Genomic DNA, 19,118 nt, shown 5'->3' on the forward strand with positions numbered 1-19,118 from the left:
CTATTCAAGCGGAAATTCGGCTCTTACCATGAATCCCCCGTTCCGTCCCGCTTCGGCCCTGAGCGTCCCGCCGCATGCCGCCGCCCGTTCCCGCATCCCGGCCAGCCCGTACCCGACGCTCTCACCCGGCCCTCGCCCGTCGTCGGCGATTTCCACCGTCAGGCGCTCTCCCCAGGTCAGAGCGAGGCGTACGGCACGCGTACCGGCATGCTTGCGCACGTTGGTGAGCGCCTCCTGAACGATGCGGTAGACGGCGGCCTCAACGCTTTCCGCGACCGGGCGCGGGGTACCGGCTGTCGTGCTCACCACATCGAGACCGCTGCGATCGAGCAGCGCCGGGAGGTTGGCCAGACGCGGCTGGAACAGTGACTCGCCCAGGTGCCCGTCGGCACGGACCCACACCGGTCCGTCACCTTCGCCCGGGGTCCGCAGCGCGGTGAGCACCCCCCGGAGCTCGGCCAGCGCACCCCTCCCCGTGTCGGCGATCGCATCGAAAACCGCCTCGGCCCTGTCCGGATCGCTGCGCACCACCACCGGCCCGGCTTCGGCCTGAACCACCATCAGCCCAACGGAATGGGTGATGATGTCATGCATGTCGCGCGCGACCCGGGTGCGTTCCTCGGCCGCCGCCGCGATGTGCTCCTGCTCCCGCCGCCGCGCCCGCTCGGTCAACTCGGCGGCTCGCGAGCGGCTCGCCCTGACGCTGGTGCCCAGCGCGTAGGCGGCCACGAAGGCGGTCCCCACCAGCCGGAAGGTCTCGTCGTTCTCTCCCGGCAGCACCAACGAGGTGCCCACGGCCGCCACGATCACCGGAATCGCCGCCAGCCTCTTCCACGTGGGACTCAGGTCGGCGATCGTGTAGACGGCCAGCAGCGGTCCAAAGGGCAGAAACGGCTTCTCCCACGTCACCAACACCGACATCGCCGCCCCGACCACCACCGCCACCACCATTGGCGCCCGCCTGCGCCACCCCACCGGCACCGACGCCAGCAGCCCCAGCCCGATGATCCACCACGGATTGGGATCGGGCAGAAGAAGCGGCACCACCGTAGCCAGGACCACGCCCGCCGCAAGCACCCCGTCAACCGCCCTACCGGCCCGGCCCGCTGCAAACATCCGCTTATTATCCGGATTCATCCGCCCGCTGCCCTCACTCTCAAGAGTGATCATTCCGGCCGTGCGACCCGCCCCTTGCCCACCTCAGGCGCCGCACAGCCGAGTGGGCTACGTACGCCACAGGCTCGGTGTGCGGCCACCGATCGTATGGGACAGTCGGGGGCATTGTTATCTAGACGGTTTCGAAGTGGGAGCTATGGCAGCAGAGTTCCAGCTCGGCGATTACATCCTGGTGCAGGACGGCAGGACCCTTGAGATCTTTCACCGGGGTCTCTCCGAGAGCAGCCGTTACCACGTGGCGTTTCTCGGGGTGGATGTCCAGCCGCACGGCGACGGGTTCAAGGTCCGGCTCGGTTCCAGGCGGGGCGACGACCAGGTCGTGGGTGGGGTGAGACTGAAGATGGACCAGGAGGAGTTCGCGCGTTTTCGTGGTTTCATCGCCTTGGCCGTCGCGGCACGCGACCGGGTGAGTCCTCCGAACGAGTCCACCTCGCCCTGAACCACAGGGACTTCGATCTACAAGATCGGGGCTATCCGCGCGTCAGCCTGTGGAGCTCGGGGCGGTCGTCGCGGGTCCTGATGGGCACGGCGGATCGTAGGAGATGTCCTCTCCGACATACCGCTGCCGGGCAACAGCGGTGAGGGTGTTCCTGGCCGCAGTGCAGATTCGCTGGATGACGTGGTCCAAGCCGAACTCCCACAGCCGTACCGTCTGATCGTCGCCGGCACTGGCGAGGGTTCTGCCGTCCGGGCTGAACGCCACCGAGCGGGCAGAGCCGGTGTGGCCGGTGAGGGGTTGTCCGAGTGCGGTGGGTTTGGTGGGATCGGTCAGGCTCCACAGCCGCACCGTCCGGTCGAGGCTGGCGCTGACCAGGGTTCTGCCGTCCGGGCTGAACGCCACCGACTCGGCAGAGCCGGTGTGTCCGGTGAGGGGTCGTCCGAGTGCGGTGGGCTTGGCCGGGTCGGTCACGTTCCACAGCCGCACCGTCTCATCGTTGCCCGCACCGGCGAGGGTTCTGCCGTCCGGGCTGAACGTCACCGAGTTGACGGCACTGGTGTGGCCGGTGAGGGGTTGTCCGAGTGCGGTGGGTTTGGTGGGATCGGTCAGGTTCCACAGCCGTATCGTGCGATCGAGGCCGGCGCTGGCCAGGGTTTCGCTGTCCGGGCTGAACGCCACCGAGATGACGGGGCTGGTGTGGCCGGTGAGGGGTCGTCCGAGTGCGACGGGTTTGGCCGGATCGGTCACGTTCCACAGCCGCACCGTCTTGTCGTCGTTGGCGCTGGCCAGGGTTCTGCCGTCCGGGCTGAACGTCACCGAGTTGACGGCACTGGTGTGGCCGGTGAGGGGTTGTCCGAGTGCGGTGGGTTTGGTGGGATCGGTCAGGTTCCACAGCCGTATCGTGCGATCGAGGCCGGCGCTGGCCAGGGTTTCGCCGTCCGGGCTGAACGCCACCGAGGCCACGGCGTTGGTGTGGCCGGTGAGGGGTCGTCCGAGCGCGGCGGGTTTGGCCGGATCAGTGAGGTTCCACAGCCGCACCGTCCCGTCGTCGCCGGCGCTGGCGAGGGTTCTGCCGTCCGGGCTGAACGCCACCGACCAGACGCCGTTGGTGTGGCCGGTGAGGGGTTGTCCGAGTGCGGTGGGTTTGGTGGGATCGGTCAGGTTCCACAGCCGCACCGTCCCATCAAGGCCGGCACTGGCCAGGGTTTTGCCGTCAGGACTGAATGCCACTGGGATGACGGCGCTGGTGTGGCCGGTGAGGGGTTGTCCTGGCGTGGTGGGTTCGGTGGGATCGGCGAGGTTCCACAGTCGCACCGTCTGATCGGCGAGGGTTTTACCGTCCGGGCTGAACGCCACCGACCAGACGGGGCCCGTGTGGCCGGTGAGGGGTTTTCCGAGTGCGGCGGGTTTTGCCGGATCAGTAAGGTTCCACAGCCGTATCGTCTGGTCGTCGCCGGCGCTGGCGAGAGTTCTGCCGTCCGGGCTGAACGCCACTGAGATGACGCCGTTGGTATGGCCGGTAAGGGATTGTCTTCTTGGCGTGGCGGGTTCGGTGGGATCGGTCAGATTCCACAGCCGTATCGTCTGGTCGTCGCCGGCGCTGGCCAGGGTCTTGCCGTCCGGGCTGAACGTCGCCGACCAGACTGCGTTGGTGTGGCCGGTGAGGGGTTGTCCGAGTGCGGTGGGTTTGGTGGGATCGGTCAGGTTCCACAGCCGTACCGTGCGATCCTGGCCGGCGCTGGCCAGGGTTTCGCCGTCCGGGCTGAACGCCACCGACAAGACGGAGCCGGTGTGTCCGGTGAGGGGTTTTCCGAGTGTGGCGGGCTTGGTGGGATCGGTCAGGCTCCACAGCCGTACCGTGCGATCCTGGCCGGCGCTGGCCAGGGTCTTGCCGTCCGGGCTGAACGCCACCGAGATGACAGCTCTGGTATGGCCGGTGATGGGCTGGCTCAATGGCGTGTTCTGCGTGGAGAGGAGCCGAGTGTAGGTCTCACCACCTGGCCTCTCGCTCGGCCTCATCCGGTGGGCGAGCAGAGTCAGTTGGGCGGACAGAGACACGTCGGTGTCGTGCAGCCGGTCGGCCTCAGCGAGGATACGGTCGTAGGTCGCCAGGTCGCGCTGGCGGATCGCCTCTCGCTGCTGGTGCTCGGCTTCGCGTTGTTGCTGGAAGGCGAAGACGGCGGCACCACTGGCCACCACAGCCAGTACGGTCAACACGGCGATGGCGCCGGTGCGCAACCTTTGGCTACGGCGTTGGTGGTGGGTGGAGGCGGTCAGGAACGCCCGGGCGGCGGGACTGAGGTCACGACGCGGCGGGGTACCGGCCCAGGTACGTGCGGTCCCCAGGCGGTCTCCTCGGTACAGCAAGGAAGGGTCGCGGCGTTTGCCGCGGTCCCATTCCGTCGCGGCTTCTTCGAGGCTCTGGCGGGTCAACTGGGCGGCGCGGTCCTCGTTTATCCAGTCGTGTAGCCGTGGCCAGCCGCGCAGGAGCGCCTCATGGGTGATTTCGACGGTATCGGTTCCCGCGACGGCGTCGTGGTGGCGAGTCAGCAGGCGTTGACGGGTGAAGACGTCCACCACCGCCGCGGTCGTCGGCGGGTCGAGGCTGGCCTCCACCGCCTCGGCGTGGGTCAGGCGCCGGCGGGCGTCGTCGGTCCCACCGTCGCCGATCTTGACGAGGCGGAGGAACAACAACCGGGCCAGATCCTGCCCGGCGTCGTCCAGCCCGGCGAACGCCTCCTCGGCGGTGTCGGCGATGGCGCCGTGGATTCCGCCGATGTCCCGGTAGCCGGCCACGGTGAGCATGGCTCCGTTGCGGCGTTGCCAGGTGCGTCGCAGGGCATAGGCCAGCAACGGGAGCCGTCCTGCCTCATAGCCGGGGGTCTGGTTCTCACCGGTGGTCGCTCCCAGATCACTCAGAAGGAGCTCGACCAGGCCGTCCTCGATGTCTAGCCCGACATCGCGCGCCGGGTATATGACCGTCTCCCGGAGTTCGTCGGACGACATCGCCCCGACCACCAGTTGCCGGTCCTCCAGCGCGTCTCGAAGCCGGGGATAGTGGGCGCAGTCGGCATAGAAGTCCGCTCGCAGTCCGGTCACGACGAACGCCAGAGGGGGCCTCACCTCCCCGGCAGCATCGGCGGCCGGGGCGGCCAGATCAGCGAGCAGGTTGATGAAGGCGGCCCGCTGGGGCTCGTCGGTGCACAGGGTGAACAGTTCCTCGAACTGATCCACCACGATCACGACCCGCTTGGCGGCGTCGGGACCGTCGGCGGTTTCCAGGGCGTGAGCCAGCATCGGGACACACCGCCGCGGATCGGCCGCGAGTTCCTCCCGCGCGAGGGCGGGAGCGGTGCCGGTCAGCGAGGAGATGATCGGGCCGAGGTAGGCGGTCAGCGAGCTCAGCGGAGTGGCGGTAGGGGTGAACACCATCTGGGGCCAGTGGGCCGAGTGGTCCAACGCTCCGTCTTCGAGGCTGGGCAGCAACCCGGCGTGCAGCAAGGAGGACTTTCCGGCGCCGGAGGGGGCCACCACCATCTGCACGCCGCCGGTCCGGCGCAGCCGGTCCAGGCGGTCGATCAGGGTTCCGATCAGCCTGTCCCGGCCGAAGAACCAGTGTGCCTGGTCTCGGCCAAAGGCATCCAGGCCCGGATAGGGACAGGCGTCGACCACGGTGCCCGGTTCGGTACGCCGCCGCTCACGCACGCCGTGATAGAAGTGTTTATGCAGGTCACGGCCGACTTGAGTGATCTCGGCCCGGCCGGAGGCGGTCGCACGGAAATGGCTGCCCTCGGGGTGATTCGGCGGTGGCGTGGACACGTTCGGCTCCTGCTGGGTCGTGCGAAAAGGACCATGGTCGATCCCGCCACCTCGGCCCCGACAAGAGGATCGGCCATGGACCCCACGGCGTGCCCATCGGTCACTTTCACGACGTATAGACAATTAACTTAAATCGGGAAATGTCCGGCGATTGTGTGCCCTATGGCTCGGTGATGTGCATGTCGCCTCCGGCCTGGTAGACCCGGCTGTCGTCATGAGCCGTGGCGTTCATCACGATCGATTTGATTCGGGTCCGATCGGCGGCGGGCAACGCCGGAGCGAGCACCTCATCCAGCACGCGCCGCAACTCCGCGGCCGCCTGCGGGTCCTGCCGAAGCAGCCGTGCCAGCCGTACTCGCCACTCCCCGGCCAGCGCCTGCTCGGTCTCGACGTCTTCCTCACGGCGGGCGGCCAGTATCTGGTCGCGGACCTCGTCCAGCTCGGCTTCGACCGTCTTGACCTGCTCGGGAGCAAACCGCCGCCACAGCGCCACCGCGCCCGCCCGGGCCTGCTGCCAGGCATCGGTGGCCATCGCCGTCACCAGCGCGGTCCCCGCCGCCATCACGATCGGATCCATGCTCGACCTCCATCGCTCCATCCATCACCTGCTACACACCGTTTTCCAATAATTACGGTAATCACATCAGCTTTCATGAGCAAGCGATACAAACACCTGTATATGGAATCGAGGCTCGCGGGATGTGAGAACAGATCCGCGTATGGTGAATTCGTACATATGCCACAGAGTGGTCAATGTGTTGGAACAAAGTCATCGCCAGTAGTTTTAGGGCACTCTCGCTCGGCGACTCCACGGCTGACAATTTGCACTCGCGCAACTCGCCTAACAGTAACGGAAGCACAAACCAGCAGCTCGGAAAGCATCGATTTCGATTAGTGAGCGTTTGATCCTGCGACTTCCGTCTGATCCCGGTGAGCATGGGCGCAGGGTGGCACGGATCGTGCACCTACGTACACCTTGGTCATCCCGGAGTTGGAGTGCCTCCGCCGGAGACCTCGGGATTCGTGGGATGTTGACATGTGGGTCGAGTCGCCCCCAGTTTCCGGGCACTGGCAGGGGGCAGGGTCATGGGGGTGATCCATCCCTGTCGTGTCATGACCACTTGGGCGGGGGGAGGGGTGACCGGGTAGACCTCGATGCCCTGTGCCCAGTTCGTGAGCAGTCCTTCGGTGCCACTGGAGTCGACCAGGACGATCGAGATGGGCTGGCGATCTTTGGCCCAGGTGTTCCAGATCGCCCACCCTCCGGGCCGGGCTTCGACGTCCAGGCGGGCGCAGATCTCGGTGTAGCTCTCTTCCATGCCGACGGGAACGGCGTGCGGCCGAAGGATGACGACTCCGGCGAGTTTCATCAGGGGAAGGTCCTCGTCGAGGCATCCGTCCCCGTCGAAGTGATGGTGACGGAGTTGGCGGGCTGTCTCGATCACTGCTCGCCGGAGTGGCGTGGCCTCGTCGGAAGTGGTGGTGAGAGTGAGCCATCCCTCGCCGTCTGCCGCATTGACGATCTCGCGTGCCAGGTGCTCGATATGACGTAGATACTCGATTTCGCTGAGGTCGGTTCGGGGCACAGCGACAGTGTGACATCAGCTCACGAACCTGAGCATGTGGGTTATCTGACCGATTGGAACTTGCCGGTCTCCTGGAGCGGAGCGGGTGAGGGGAATCGAACCCGCGCTGTCAGCTTGGGAAATCTCCAACGTGTTTGGCCTTTGAGCTGGCGAAGTGCTGACCTGCGGGGGAGCGCTTCGGCTATCCATGCTTCCCTGTAAGTTCCCCTTGATCCCCCTCCTGGCGGGCACGCCGTCAGGAAACCCCCTTGTCAAGGATGACGATCAACGACGGCCATCATGTCCGGATCGTCCGGCTTCTTTAAGACGTCATCGATCCACTCGTCCCCGGTGCGGATCTGGTGAAAGCGAAACACCACGCAGGTGTCGTTCGCGCCGATGACACACCGGGCGGGGGCCGGCTCCGGTAGCGCTCGGACGAGACCGAACACGTTGTCGGCCACAACCAGACCGAACCTCATCAGCACGACCTGGTCCTCGTGGCTGATCCGAGGCCGCCCGTCGAGGTTCTCCCCATGTATCGGCGCGTAGTCCTTCAGATGGAAGGCGTTGACGTTCCACTCGTAGCCGGACAGATCTTTCCAGCCCATCTTGGCGATCGCCGCCGAAGCGGAAGCAGGCATGCCCACCCATTGGCCGACGTGCTCAGTGAATATCCAGGCGCCGTCGTTGTAGGTGAGCCCCTCGGCGAACTTGTCACGAAGCTCCTGGCCGAGGTCGGGAACGGTGGGTGGTGGATCGACAGTCGTCAGCGGTCGAAGCGCGGACGCCGCTGCCTCGTTCATCCGGATGGTGAGCACCGTGGCACGGTACCGGCCTCAATGTCGGGTCACCAGTCGCGAGTGGCACAGCCTGAGAACCTCGTGCGGACGCACACACCGAGCCCGCCTGAACTTCCCGTCAGCCTCGTCCCACCCAGGAGGAGCAACAGCTCGGGAATGGAGGGGCAAGGTCGTCTTCGCGTGTACGTCAACCGGTAGACGTTCCTCGGCCATGGGATGCCAACGGTCACAGACGGCCTTGATCCGGAGGAGTCGAGCTGTTGGGCTTGCCTAGGACGTGGTGGACGGGAAGATCCGGCTCTACCTCAGCCACTCAAGGACGAAGCCTTGCTTCTCGCGATCATCCCGGAGCCGAGACCCCCGCCGGAGGCTGAAAACCCGACGGGCCAAGGCGTAGAGAACGATGATGAGCGCGGCGGTAATGCCAACGCTGGAGACGACCAGGCCGACGATTATCAGCAGACCGATGATGACCTCGTAGGCAAGGTAGAAGAGGATGGCTAATCCGTCGGGGGGCAAAGCAGCTCCTCATCACGCAAGCGATAGGTCGAGAGTACAGCGGAGGCTACTTGGCTGTGTGCGGCGGTGTGGCCTCGGTGCGGCGGGTCGTAAGAGGGCGGCGGGCGTTGGTACGGCGCGCGGCCCTGAGCCCCGCCTGCCGTCCGGGACCGGCGCCCACGCCGCATGCCCGGACGGCAGGCGGGCGGCGGGCCGTGCGGTGGCGCGCCGCGCCGCCGCCTTGATACCCATAAGAACAATTCGGCAATTTTGGGGCTCGGAAGAAGCTCGTGTCGCAAGCATTCCCTACGACGCAAGCATGTCGTCGATTACCTGCTTCATGCCTGGAGGCCTGTACCCGTCTTCCTTCATTCGAGTTATCAGGAGAGTGACAAAACCGTCGTGGCTAACCTTCCCCTCCCAGGGACTGCCGGATTCCCATCTGGAGGCACAACCTGGTGAAGGCGCGGGCGGTGTCGGGTGGCGCGAGGGTGGTCGTAGCCCCCGGCACGTCACATGGAAGGGTCTTTTCGCCCTCACGTTCGCCAGACGCCCAGGCAACGCGCCATGAACCGGAAGGGGATGGCCTGCCCCCTGGTCTGGTCAACGGTGCCGACCAAGTGCAGGTCGAGTTCCGGACAGTGGAAGAGCCAAGTCCCGGTGGCTCCCGAGTGGCCGACGAGCGTGACAGGGCGGCGCCCCTGTGACATGAGCCGACCGACCTTGAAGAACATGGTGCCCAGTCCGTACCGGAGGATGGGGATGTTACGCAGCCGGTTGCGCCGCTCGGTGAGCAGCTCCAGCGAGCGGGTGTCACTGAGGAGTTCGCCGTCCAGCAGCGCTCGCTGGAAGGTGAGGAGATCGCCGGTGGTGCTGAACAGGTCGTTGGAGGACTCGAGCATCGAGGTCAGCTCCACGCGGCGCTGTTTCGCGTAGAGCGGTGAGGGCGCTGCGGTCGCCGGATCCGGCGGGCAATGTCCTGGGAGCCAGGTGTGCGTCAGGCCGAGCGGACTGAGGATCCGTTCGGTCAGCAGATCGGCGAACGACCGATCGGTCACCGTCTCCACGATGCGGATGAGCAGCTGGAAACCGGTGTCGGAGTAGCGGGCCTTCTGCCGAGCGGCCGTGAGGTCCTGCGGCTCGAAGTGCGGGCGCTGCTTGCGCGTAGTCCGCATCGTGTCCTCGAAGGTCCAGGCCAGATCCTGGCCGGCGACGAGGTGCTCCCCCAAGCTGGGGCCTTCACCACGCTTTTCGAAGTAATCCGGCAATCCGGACGTGTGACTCGCGAGGTGGCGCACCGTGATCGCGGATGTCCGGTCGATCCCCCCGAAGACATGGAGTCCACTGATCATCTCCGCCGGCAGATAGCTGTCGATCGGCGCTGCCAGCGCGAGCTCACCGCGCTCGTGCGCCTGCAGCACCAGCGTGATGATGAAACGCTTGGTGACGCTCGCGATGAAGAACGGGGTATCGGGACGCAATGGATGATCGCCGACATCGGCAGGACCGGAGGCGGCGGACCAGCGCTGTCTCCCGTCGCCGCTTGTGACGGCGAGGTTGGCGTGGTGCACGCCGCGTTGCGCGACGAGGCTCTCCAACAGGCCCGTCAGCCGCGCGTCGACGTCATCGGGAACGTGATTGTCATGAGCGGGGACCGTGGCGAGCGGCGATGTCATGTGAATGTTCCTTGTCTCCGTTCCCTCAACGTGACCCCTCGGCGCCATGCCTTCCACTGGCCGAGGCGGTCAACCGGCATTTGTGACAGCCATCGTGACCATGAGCATCACCCCGGGGACTTGATGATGTGTCTACTAGACATGTCTATGAGAGTCAATGATCTAAACTCGACCAATGGCCCATGTGATCCTCGGTCTGCTCCTGATCGCCCCGCAGACCTTCTACGACCTCATCAAAGGATTCGAGGCCGGCGTCGCGCTCTTCTACAGCGCCAGCTCCGGCAGCATCAAACGCGCGCTGGATACCCTGCTCGCGCGAGGGTTCATCGAGGTCGCCAGCGTCGAAGCCGGAGGCCGGGGACGGAAGGTGTACCGCCTGACCGACGCCGGTCGCCAGGAGTTCCACGCGTGGATGACAGGGGACTTGGCCGGGCCCGATTTGGAGACCGCGGCGCTGTCCAGGCTCTACTTCCTCGGTCTGTTGGAGCCGGCCGAACGCGTACCGGTGCTCCGCCGCATCACGGCGCGCATCGAGACCGACCTCGCCGCGCTCTCGGCCCTCGGCAAGCACCTCGACACCCTGGACATTCCTGAGGAGCACCGCGACCTCGCCACCCATCAGCGCGCGACGCTCGACTACGGCATCGCCTCACACCGCTTCGCGATCGACTGGTTCCGCGATCACATCGACCGGCATGAGACACCGAACCACTGACACCGCACAGACGCGGTCCCGAGGTGCCAGCCGTCGCCGTCGTGAACGTCGATCACGATGGGAGTTTCGTCGGGCAGGCCGGTGAGGTGGTCGAGGAGTCGGCGGACGGTGAGCATGGGCGCTGGATGGCACGGATCGTGCACTGCGTACACCTTGGTCATCCCGGAGTTGGAGTGCCTCCGCCGGAGGCCTCGGGGTTCATGGGGGTGTTTGGCATGTGGGTCGAGTCGCCCCCAGTTTCCGGGCGCCGGAAGGGGACAGAGTCATGGGGGTGACCCATCCCTGTCGTGTCAGGACCAACCGGATGTCGAACACGACCGCGAGTGCCGATCAACTGGACGCGTGAGCGCGTCTGCTGGAACCGGTTGGCTCCTATCCTGATCGAATGAACCTGGAATTCGGCGGCGAGATGTGGTTCTGGAAAGGCCCGGCGCCGTGGCACTTCATCACCGTTCCGGAAGAGGAGTGCGGTGAGCTGGAAGCGACTTCCAGGCTCGTGACCTACGGCTGGGGCATGATTCCGGTCACAGCGACGATCGGGGGGACCGGGTGGAAGACGTCACTGTTCCCGAAAGATGGGCGGTACATCGTGCCGGTGAAGGCGTGGGTGCGGAAGGCCGAAGGGCTTGAGGTGGGCGACATGGTGACGGTCCGCCTGGCCGTCGATGTCTGACCGGCCGGCTGACCAACGAGTTCGCTGTGCGCGGCATGACCGCGCACAGCGGCAGATGCGGATATGCCGCGCGGCCGACCTCACAAATGCGAGGGTCACGCCGTGACCGGGCCGGTCGGAATTCGCCGACAGAGGGCGACGAATCAAGTCAGTGGCGTGCTTGGAGAAACGAGCACTGATCGGATCTCGGTCCCGCACGCCGAGACTCGCCAGCGACTCGTGGCCAACCCTGAGGAAATCACCCACTCGGTTTGCTGCTGCGACGTCTCTCGGAGGGTGGCGTTCGGATGCTCGTCACATCGGGGTGTCGGCCGCCGCCGGGCGGCGGCGCCGGACGAGGCGGCGAACGAGGGTGGGCGTGGCCGCGCCGAGGACGGCGAGCAGCACCACCGCGCCGAGTAGGCCGAGGATCCGCCACTGGATCCGCGCCTCGCCGGGCAGCGCTGGGACGGGGTACTCGATGTACTTCGCGGCGGTCGCGGCGACGGCGCGGCCGTCGGTACGGGCGATGTCCCGCAATACCGGGTCGAATCCAGAGTCGCCGGGGTGCGCGGCTGCCTTCGGCAGGAATACCGCCACCCCGTTGACGGCGAGGGTGGTCCGTTCGACGCCCGGCACGACGAGGCGGTCAAGGCCCGCGACCTGATCGATGGGGGTCGCGAGCAGCCGCATGCCGTGCGCGGTGGTGACGACCGGATGCTCGGCGACCGGGATGACGTGCGCGGTGAACGCGGCACCGCCGTAGAGGTCGGCTGCGGCGGCGACGTCGATCTCGCCCACCCCGTCAGTGAGGCCGAGACCATAGGTCGGCTGGAACCACGGCAGTGTCGCGTTCAGCGCGTACGGGTAGTCGGCCGGGGAAACGCGCTGCGCGGGGATTCCCGGGGCGGTGGTGGTCGACGAGTCCCATCCGGGGTGGTCGACCCGGGCGCCGATCCGCGCTGCTTCGTCCGGGCCGGCGAACCGTTGCACCAGGTGCAGGGCGCCGATGATCCCGGAGCTGACACCCGCGGTGGTCATCACGTCGCCGTCCTGCACCCACCGTTTCCCAGCGACCCAGGTCGTCTCCGGGTGCGACCGGCGCAGCCCGTCGATGTCGGACCAGAACGAGGTGGCGCGCCGGCCGTTGAGGATGTCGGTCTCGGCGAGCACGCGTGCGCCGGCGCAGACGCCGACGACGAGGCCGCCGGCGTCGTGCACGTGTTCGATCAGGTCCCGCAGGGGCGCCTCGTCGGCACCGGAGGGGTCGGTGAACGCGGGGACGACGACGATCCGCGGCTCGGGGGCCGTCCCGTCGCGGACGTCGGTGACGGTGTGGTCGGGGACGGTGGTGAGGCCGCCGGAGAGTGCGACCGGATCCGTGCCAACCGAGACGGTGAACACGTCGAAGCGAGACGAGTCGGCCAGGACGTCGTACGGGCCGAGCACGTCGGTGGCAACCGACCCGTTCGCGCCGAGCAACACCGCGACCGGGATCCGATCCGTGGGATGGGCGCGGGCGCGCGCGGGCACAGTGCGGTCGGTGTGTGTGGCTGCGAAGTCGCGGCCCATGGTGACCGTGAACCCGGCGGCGAGGGCGGCTGCGGGGATCGCCACTGCGAGCAGAACGCTGAGCACGATCCGGGTCAGGCGGGGCAGGAACGAGGGCATGGTGGGACTCCCGAGGGGGCGGTGAGGGCGGCACCGTGGGGGGACCGTGCGTGGGGCGGGGTTTCGGGTCAGGCGGTGGCTGCGCGGAAGGCGCGTGGCGACACCCCGTGCCGGTGTGCGAAGAGGCGACGGAAATGCCGCGCGTCGCCGTACCCGCAGTCGCGGGCGATCTGCTCGATCGGCCGGTCGGTCGTCACAAGGAGTGTCTCCGCGTGGCCGAGACGGAGGTCCTGCTGGTACTGCAGCGGTGTCACGCCGGTCGCGGCGACGAACGCGTTGGTGAGCGCGCGGACCGATACGTGTGCGGCGCGTGCGAGGTCGGGCAGCGTGTGCGGCGAGGCGAAGTCGTCGGCGAGCAGCTGCTGGACCCGGTGAACGACGGGGTCGAGGTGGTCGCGACGGTCGAGGAACGGGCTGAGCGGTGCGGAGGATCCGTTACGCCGGACGTAGACGACAAGCTCTCTCGCGACCGCGGCGGCGACCGTCGGGCCGAGGTCCGTCTCGACGATGGCGAGTGCGAGGTCGATACCGGAGGCGACACCCGCGCTCGTTGCCACGTTCCCGTCTCGGACGAAGAGAACGGAGTCGTCGACGCGTGCGGCCGGGTAGCGCTCGCGCATCGGTTCGATCACGCTCCAGTGGCTCGTGCACCGTCGTCCATCGAGCAGGCCGGCATCGCCGATGACAAGGGCACCCGTGCAGATCGACATGAACGTCGCCCCGGCCGCGTCCGCACGACGCACCCAGTCGATCGTCTCCGCGTCGACGTCGAGCCGCTGCGTGAGGTCCGGTCCGGGAACGAGTACGACGTCACCGGAATCGACGGCGGGGAGCGGGGCGAGGCCGGCCAGCACCAGGCCCTGCGCCGAGCGCTCCTCAGGGTGCGAGGCCACGAACCCGATCTCGTACCGTCCGCCGTGGTGATTCGCGGTGTGCAGCACCTGCACCGGTCCGGACAGATCGAGCACGTTGACCGCGGGGAGGACGAGCGCGTGGACCCGAGTGGCTGGCATGCCATCAGCCTAGGGATCGGCATCGTCTGCACGTGAGAGCGGATCGGGCAGGAAACCGGACGGATCCGGTAGCCGATGGCCAAGCGGCGCCGCTGCCCCGGGACAAGATCGACCTTGCCGGACAACGCCTGGGTTTCGCCTTCGTCCCCTGCCGGCGTTGATCTACGGCGAGCCGGTGAATGGCGGGTCCGGTCCTGACCATCAGCTTCTCGATCTCATCGATGGACCAACCTCCGAGCAGGCGGTCGACCGGCTACCTTGATGCCCCACACAGCGACGTCGGGACGGCATGAGAACGCCGTGCGGACGCGCGTACCCCTCCCGCTCGGATCTTCCCGTCTCATCTTGGTGTGTGCACCTGTCATCCGAATGCGCCCCCCGGACGGTAGTCATCGCCGGGGACAACGAAACGGAGACGATGGATGGACGACGGATTCGCCGAGTATGTGGCGCACCGGCGCTTACGGCTGTGCCGGATGGCATATCTCCTCACCCAGGATTGGGGCAAAGCCGAGGATTTAGTGCAGACCGCACTGTCGAAGGCATGGCTTGCCTGGCGGCGGGTCGAGGGCAACCCCGACCCATACGTCTATCGGATCATCGTGAACACCCACGCCTCATGGTGGCGAAGGCACTGGCGCGGGGAGGTGCCGGCCGCGAGTGTCCCTGAGACGGCCGATCCACGCGACACGGCCGCCGAGGTAGACGATCAGGCCGTGTTGTGGAGCGCGATCGGCACACTTTCCCCGCGCCAACGTGCGGTGATCGTTCTGCACTACTTCGAGGGACGGACACTCGCCCAGGTCGCGGACATTGTTGGTTGCTCACCGGGAGCGGTGAAGCGCCAGCTCAGCCGGGCCCTCACTCGTCTTCGAGTCGATCCGGACATGCAGACCATGAAGCTGGAGAGGGTTTAGCGATGAGGCACACCGAGGATGATCTGCGAAAGCTCCTGACCGAGCATGGCCGGGAACGGGCCCACCATGGACCGTCCGTTCATCTCGACGCGATCGTAAAGCGGGGCCACCGCATGCGCCGTATTCGGCGGGCGGTGACGGCCGGGACAGCGGCGGCCTTCGCCGTTGTCGCCGTCGGACTGGTGAACGGCCCGCTGACCGGGCCATCCGGGGTGGCCGAGACGATGGTCGCCCAACGTCCTGTGGACTCGGCCCAGGTGAATCCCGGACCGAAGCTCCCCGAAAAGTTTCCCGTGGTGTTGGGAGCCGACAAATTTGATCTTTCCCTCATCCACTCCCAGCGGTTCGAGACGGAGGGCGTCGCCCGGACGGTGACCTTCACTCCGAGCAGTTTCTTCACCGGGTACAAGGTGGTCTGCGACGATCCCCGGGCTTGGGTTGTCATCGCACAGCAGCTCAAGAGCGGCGAATCGGGCGGTACGGCCGGACGGTGCGAGGGTTCGGTGGGCGGACATCACGACCAGCTTTCGGCGCCCTCCAACTGGCTGAAGCGTTCGCAATCCCTGCAGGTCTGGGTCTTTCCAGCAGATGCCCCGGTCAGGGAAGTGGCGAAAGCTGTCACGGGCTGCCGGCCGATCTGGAAGTCGAAAGGGTGTGACGAGATGGCCCAGTCCCACGCGCTGATGCGCCCTGAAGTACGCGAACGTCTGTTGGCCGAGGTTGGCGAACAACCAGGCGGGTGGGCTGTCGGGATCTACGACCGCCCCGCCACAGCCGAGCCCGTACTGAACGGCGAACCTCCGACGGACGCTGAACTTCCAACGGAAAGCGCGTCCACACCGACTGGCTAGTAAGGAGAGCTTCAGGTGACAAGCGCGTCCTCGATCCACGGGTTCATGATCTCCGGCGCACGGGCAACACTTTGGCGGCGATGACCGGGGCCTCGCCCAGGGAACTGCCGGCGCGGATGGGTCACTTCGGCACGAAGGCCGCGATGATCTAGCTACACGCGGTCAAGAACCGGGATCGGGTGATCGCCGATGCGCTGGGGGAGGTCGTCAAGGAAGGGCTGATCCGCCCCTTGTTGAGGCCAAGAGCAACTGATCTGGCACGCGAGTGAGAATCAGCTCTGAAAATGGCCAAGGCTTAGGTCGGGATTAACGTCCTGACCTAGGCTTTCGTGAGTGGAGCGGGTGACGGGAATGGAACCCGCACTGTCAGCTTGGGAAGTGCATCGATCACGTCTCGTAGAGCGGCTGAGCTGAACGTTCGGCCGGTCGTGAGTGGCCGTGGTTGACCCCTCCGGGGCCGACAGCCGTGCAAGAAGATCAGCGGTCGTAAAAGGTTCGCGGTGACCGACACGCTGGCGTTGTTGCCGACGGTGATGGTCCGCCCGGCCGAGGTACAGGGCCGTGCCGGTGCCACGAGCCTGCTGATGCAGGCTTGCGTGAAAGTTTCAGTCTCGACGTGCGCGGATGCCTACTCGCGCCCTCGGCGCTGGTCGGTCCGGCCTGCCCGGTCTTATGGTGACGATCTCGAACCTCCGGCCTCCCGCGAGAGGGACACCATGGCACTCAGCGTTCGTCATCCTGCCCAGGTTCTGCGCCTTGCCCTCATCATCGCCCTGACGCTGACCGCCGGCGTGGTGCTGTCCGCTCCCACCGCGCTCGCCGCTACCTATCGCTCGGCCACCTCCTCGGGCTGGGGCCCCAGCCCGGAGGCGGGAAGGGGAGCAGCCGAAGGCAACGCCCGCGCCGCGCTGAACCAGCAGGCTGCCGCGGCGGGCGAGGTCTGCTCGGGCGTGTCTGTCACCACCAGGCACCTCTACACCGCGCCCGACGGTTCGGCGTGGATCTATGAGGCGACCGCGTCGGGCAATTGCGTGGTCCCGCCGCTGTAATACACCGTGTCGCGCACCGAGACCCGTCAGGGCGGCGGCACGAGCCCGTATGTCGTTGTCGAGAACGGCTCGCAGGCTGCCCGCGCGGCGCTCCTGGCGGCGGGCCAGGCGTGCACGGGCTACGCCACGACGTCGTCGCTGGTCTGCTCCGCGCCCTGCGGCGCGTGGTGGATCTACAACATCACCGTCTCGGCCACCTGTACCCACTGACCGGCGGTCCTCGCTACGACTCAGCCTCCACCCAGTGCTGAAGCGCCGGGCCGTGGTGGACCGGAGCCTGGTAGCCCTACTCCCGCGACGCCGCCTCCGAACCACCTGACCTCATCGCCGCTGTCGATCAGCGACTGGGGCGTGCACCAGGACGCCTGGCGGCACATCCCACGCCGCATCCCAGCCCACGGCCGTCAGGTCCGCATCGGATGGTTCCGCCACACCGTCCCGCGCGTGATCAATCTGTCCTTCACCGCCGGCGAGCCGATCGTCTTGCCGATCATCCCGCCCGCCGCCGAGACCACTCTCAAACTCACCATCCAAGACACTGCCGGCCTGACCATTGACGCCATCCTCACCCTGGCGAGTCCGCCACCCGATCGCGTCTCGCATGGGGACCGTCGAGGACCCCGCCCACGAAGAAGCGAGACGACGGCGATGCCGGTGAGATGCCCACACGATGATCATGGAGCCAGTGGCCCGTCAATGGCCCGAGAAGATCGAACAGTCCTGGAAACGACTAAGGCCCGGGTCGGGAATCCATCCCTGACCTGGGCCCCGAAGTGTGGGGCGGGTGACGGGAATCGAACCCGCGCTGTCAGCTTGGGAAGTGTATGGATCACGGCTTGCAGGGGTGCTGAGCTGGGCGTTCGGCCGGTCGTGAGTGACCGTGGTTGACCCCTTGTCACCCTGTCTAATGGCACGCTAATGGCACGGGCGGCGGGATGATCCGGTGAAGCTGAACGAGAAGGTCGCGGCGGGGATCGCGGAGGAGTACCTGGACCGGTGGCGACGTGTCGCGCGCTACGACGAGCTCGCCGTGATGGAAGAGAACGGTGACAAGGACTGGGAGAACGTCACCGGTGAGGATGGCCAGGAGTACAAGGTCCTCGCCTATGTGCTTCCGCACGGCGACGAGACGCTTCGGATGGTGATCTCGGTAAACCTCCGGAGGAAGAATCATGCGGCTGCTGACCCGCTGATCCGGGAAGCGGTCATGCGCTCAGACGGCACTGTGACCACACCGGCGGATCTGGTTGAGCTGGAAGACCGTTGGCTTCTGCCCTACCGGGGGATGCAGGTGGTCCAAGTCCAGGTGAGTTATCAGTTGACGTTGCTCCTCGATGGTGACGCCCAGGTAAGCATCGAGTCCATGGCGACGCTCACCAAGCAGCCCGCTGAGCGCTCCCGATGCGGAGCCGGTCCAGCTGGCCCCTGAGCGCCAGGAGGTGGCACCGGCCTTGGCTCTCTTCGGCGCGACAATCGTGTCATCGGTCGCCCTCAAGTCCGGTGCGCTGCGGTTGGTCTTCGACACCGGGACGTACCTGAACGTGGAACCCGATCTCCGATACGAGGCGTGGAGCACCGGCGGTCCCGACGATTTACTCTTCATCTGCCTGCCGGGCGGTGGACTTTCGATTTTTCGATGATCAAAGGAGCCAGTTTGGAGGATCTCGGCACGCGGCTCTCCGACCTGCTGCTTCCCAGGTCAGCGGCGGTCGCGCTGTGTTCGTAAGTCCCCGTGATTCCCCCTTGTTCACCCTCCTGACAGGCACGCAATGGGCACGGCATGATGCCAAACCCAAACCGCATTAGCAGCTCTGATCTTGCCCGTTCCGATCAGTTCCACCTGGACCAACGGGCGTGACCGGTCCCTCCGGAACTGGGTTGAACGGGGCTGGATTGCAACTAGGAACCGGGTGTCACGGGCAGACTGATCCCGGTGATGCGCGCGGTCCCGATGAGGGCTCGGGCCTCGTGCATGGTGACCACATCATCTGGCTTAAGGTGCCGCCAGTGCTCGAAGGTCAAGGGAAGCAATCTCACCGACCCGCACCCGCCCGGCTGCAACGGATCACGACCTTCGACCCAGAGGCGGGCGATGCCGAGCAGGGGTTCATCTTCGGGCGTGCCAAGGCCGATGTCCCACATGGGCCGGAGCACTCCGCGGAGAGGTACGGGTCTCATGCGACCTCCGTCCTCGGCGCTAGGTGTACTGACCTGAGAGGTTAGGTACGCGGCTGGCGGGTGGGTGGCCGCCGAGTGCGGTGTGTGCTCGGTGGT

The 19,118-nt window shown here is 66.5% G+C and carries 20 protein-coding genes; 10 read left to right on the forward strand and 10 right to left on the reverse strand.

The features are described 5' to 3' along the window. Nucleotides 1-1,170 carry a sensor histidine kinase gene (locus ACSDR0_RS30485; RefSeq protein WP_435292348.1) on the reverse strand — a complete coding sequence of 390 codons (1,170 nt, stop codon included), beginning with the start codon at nt 1,168-1,170 and terminating at the stop codon, nt 1-3. 142 nt (nt 1,171-1,312) lie between these two features. On the opposite strand from ACSDR0_RS30485, the gene ACSDR0_RS30490 reads away from it, so the two are divergent. Next, on the forward strand, nt 1,313-1,615 hold the full coding sequence (locus tag ACSDR0_RS30490; RefSeq protein WP_435292349.1) for a hypothetical protein: 303 nt from the start codon (nt 1,313-1,315) through the stop codon (nt 1,613-1,615). A 42-nt stretch (nt 1,616-1,657) separates the two neighbouring features. On the opposite strand, the gene ACSDR0_RS30495 is transcribed toward ACSDR0_RS30490, so the two are convergent. From ACSDR0_RS30495 to ACSDR0_RS30520, 6 genes are all read right to left on the reverse strand, one after another. Further along, entirely contained in the window at nt 1,658-5,320 is a 3,663-nt protein-coding gene (locus ACSDR0_RS30495; RefSeq protein ID WP_435292350.1) for an nSTAND1 domain-containing NTPase, read from the reverse strand. 274 nt (nt 5,321-5,594) lie between these two features. Next, nucleotides 5,595-6,011, reverse strand: a complete 417-nt coding sequence (locus tag ACSDR0_RS30500) for a hypothetical protein (protein WP_435292351.1) — start codon at nt 6,009-6,011, stop codon at nt 5,595-5,597. A 403-nt stretch (nt 6,012-6,414) separates the two neighbouring features. Then, nucleotides 6,415-7,020, reverse strand: a complete 606-nt coding sequence (locus tag ACSDR0_RS30505; protein WP_435292352.1) for a hypothetical protein — start codon at nt 7,018-7,020, stop codon at nt 6,415-6,417. Between the two features lie 251 nt (nt 7,021-7,271). Then, complete coding sequence (locus tag ACSDR0_RS30510; protein ID WP_435292353.1) at nt 7,272-7,820, reverse strand: hypothetical protein; 549 nt, start codon at nt 7,818-7,820, stop codon at nt 7,272-7,274. Between the two features lie 282 nt (nt 7,821-8,102). Continuing rightward, on the reverse strand, nt 8,103-8,321 hold the full coding sequence (locus tag ACSDR0_RS30515; protein WP_435292354.1) for a hypothetical protein: 219 nt from the start codon (nt 8,319-8,321) through the stop codon (nt 8,103-8,105). A 515-nt stretch (nt 8,322-8,836) separates the two neighbouring features. Further along, the gene (locus ACSDR0_RS30520; RefSeq protein WP_435292355.1) at nt 8,837-9,976 is read right to left on the reverse strand and encodes a serine hydrolase domain-containing protein; all 1,140 of its coding nucleotides are present in this window, start codon (nt 9,974-9,976) and stop codon (nt 8,837-8,839) included. A 175-nt stretch (nt 9,977-10,151) separates the two neighbouring features. Between ACSDR0_RS30520 and ACSDR0_RS30525 the strand changes: the two genes are divergently transcribed. Together ACSDR0_RS30525 and ACSDR0_RS30530 are read left to right on the forward strand one after the other, a co-directional pair. Continuing rightward, entirely contained in the window at nt 10,152-10,691 is a 540-nt protein-coding gene (locus ACSDR0_RS30525) for a PadR family transcriptional regulator (protein WP_435292356.1), read from the forward strand. Nucleotides 10,692-11,076: 385 nt separating this feature from the next. After that, nucleotides 11,077-11,364, forward strand: a complete 288-nt coding sequence (locus ACSDR0_RS30530) for a DUF1905 domain-containing protein (protein ID WP_435292357.1) — start codon at nt 11,077-11,079, stop codon at nt 11,362-11,364. 294 nt (nt 11,365-11,658) lie between these two features. Here the strand turns inward: ACSDR0_RS30530 and ACSDR0_RS30535 are convergent, their stop codons facing one another. Together ACSDR0_RS30535 and ACSDR0_RS30540 are read right to left on the reverse strand one after the other, a co-directional pair. Continuing rightward, a complete protein-coding gene (locus ACSDR0_RS30535; protein WP_435292358.1) occupies nt 11,659-13,014 on the reverse strand; it encodes a DJ-1/PfpI family protein in 1,356 nt (451 codons plus the stop codon). A gap of 68 nt (nt 13,015-13,082) precedes the next feature. After that, the gene (locus tag ACSDR0_RS30540) at nt 13,083-14,027 is read right to left on the reverse strand and encodes a GlxA family transcriptional regulator (protein ID WP_435292359.1); all 945 of its coding nucleotides are present in this window, start codon (nt 14,025-14,027) and stop codon (nt 13,083-13,085) included. A 422-nt stretch (nt 14,028-14,449) separates the two neighbouring features. Between ACSDR0_RS30540 and ACSDR0_RS30545 the strand changes: the two genes are divergently transcribed. From ACSDR0_RS30545 to ACSDR0_RS30575, 7 genes are all read left to right on the forward strand, one after another. Next, nucleotides 14,450-14,944: a SigE family RNA polymerase sigma factor gene (locus ACSDR0_RS30545; protein ID WP_435292360.1), complete on the forward strand. Its 495-nt coding sequence runs from the start codon at nt 14,450-14,452 to the stop codon at nt 14,942-14,944. Between the two features lie 2 nt (nt 14,945-14,946). After that, nucleotides 14,947-15,795 carry a hypothetical protein gene (locus ACSDR0_RS30550; protein WP_435292361.1) on the forward strand — a complete coding sequence of 283 codons (849 nt, stop codon included), beginning with the start codon at nt 14,947-14,949 and terminating at the stop codon, nt 15,793-15,795. A 500-nt stretch (nt 15,796-16,295) separates the two neighbouring features. Continuing rightward, nucleotides 16,296-16,844, forward strand: coding sequence for a hypothetical protein (locus ACSDR0_RS30555; protein ID WP_435292362.1), 549 nt, complete (start codon nt 16,296-16,298; stop codon nt 16,842-16,844). Between the two features lie 6 nt (nt 16,845-16,850). Further along, nucleotides 16,851-17,054, forward strand: coding sequence for a hypothetical protein (locus tag ACSDR0_RS30560; RefSeq protein ID WP_435292363.1), 204 nt, complete (start codon nt 16,851-16,853; stop codon nt 17,052-17,054). A 120-nt stretch (nt 17,055-17,174) separates the two neighbouring features. Then, nucleotides 17,175-17,732 (forward strand): DUF5994 family protein, encoded by a 558-nt coding sequence (locus tag ACSDR0_RS30565; protein ID WP_435292370.1) that lies wholly within the window; start codon nt 17,175-17,177, stop codon nt 17,730-17,732. Between the two features lie 55 nt (nt 17,733-17,787). Beyond that, nucleotides 17,788-18,273, forward strand: coding sequence for a DUF6188 family protein (locus ACSDR0_RS30570; RefSeq protein ID WP_435292364.1), 486 nt, complete (start codon nt 17,788-17,790; stop codon nt 18,271-18,273). Nucleotides 18,274-18,283: 10 nt separating this feature from the next. Continuing rightward, nucleotides 18,284-18,484: a DUF6188 family protein gene (locus ACSDR0_RS30575; RefSeq protein WP_435292365.1), complete on the forward strand. Its 201-nt coding sequence runs from the start codon at nt 18,284-18,286 to the stop codon at nt 18,482-18,484. Nucleotides 18,485-18,743: 259 nt separating this feature from the next. On the opposite strand, the gene ACSDR0_RS30580 is transcribed toward ACSDR0_RS30575, so the two are convergent. Further along, nucleotides 18,744-18,986: a hypothetical protein gene (locus ACSDR0_RS30580; RefSeq protein ID WP_435292366.1), complete on the reverse strand. Its 243-nt coding sequence runs from the start codon at nt 18,984-18,986 to the stop codon at nt 18,744-18,746. Between the last annotated feature and the right edge of the window lie 132 nt (nt 18,987-19,118).

This window comes from Streptosporangium sp. G11, assembly GCF_051192615.1.
Lineage (GTDB): Bacteria > Actinomycetota > Actinomycetes > Streptosporangiales > Streptosporangiaceae > Streptosporangium.